The following is a 444-nucleotide window of genomic DNA, read 5'->3' as shown; positions in this document are numbered from 1 at the left end:
AGCAGTAGAGCATAGCTGGCGATGTTGAATGGCACACCGAGGAACCAATCAGCAGAACGTTGATAAAGCTGAAGGTCCAGCACACCATCATGGCGTACATGGAACTGAAACAGCGTATGGCAAGGCGGTAGAGCCATGCTCTCAATTTCAGCAGGGTTCCATGCAGAGACAATATGCCGACGACCGAACGGGTCTTTCTTGATCCCTTCAAGAACATTCTTGAACTGATCGATTGTCTCTCCATCAGGAGAAGGCCAGCTACGCCACTGCTTGCCATAAACCGGACCAAGCTCACCGTTCTCATCTGCCCACTCATCCCAGATCGTTACCCCATGCTTATGAAGATAATCAATATTGGTTAGTCCCTTAATAAACCAAAGTAATTCCACAACAATTGATTTGAAGTGGACCTTCTTTGTGGTCAATAGCGGGAAGAACTCACCA

General features: G+C 47.5%; 1 protein-coding gene. It reads right to left on the bottom strand.

The window, feature by feature from the left end:
• A partial coding sequence (gene thyA / locus RMT89_RS41195) for a thymidylate synthase (protein ID WP_315888875.1) occupies nt 1–444 on the bottom strand: 444 nt, incomplete at both ends.

Origin of the sequence: Streptomyces sp. P17, from assembly GCF_032436805.1 — a bacterium.
Classification (GTDB): Bacteria; Actinomycetota; Actinomycetes; order Streptomycetales; family Streptomycetaceae; genus Streptomyces.
This window is presented reverse-complemented; position numbering and strand designations above follow the sequence as displayed.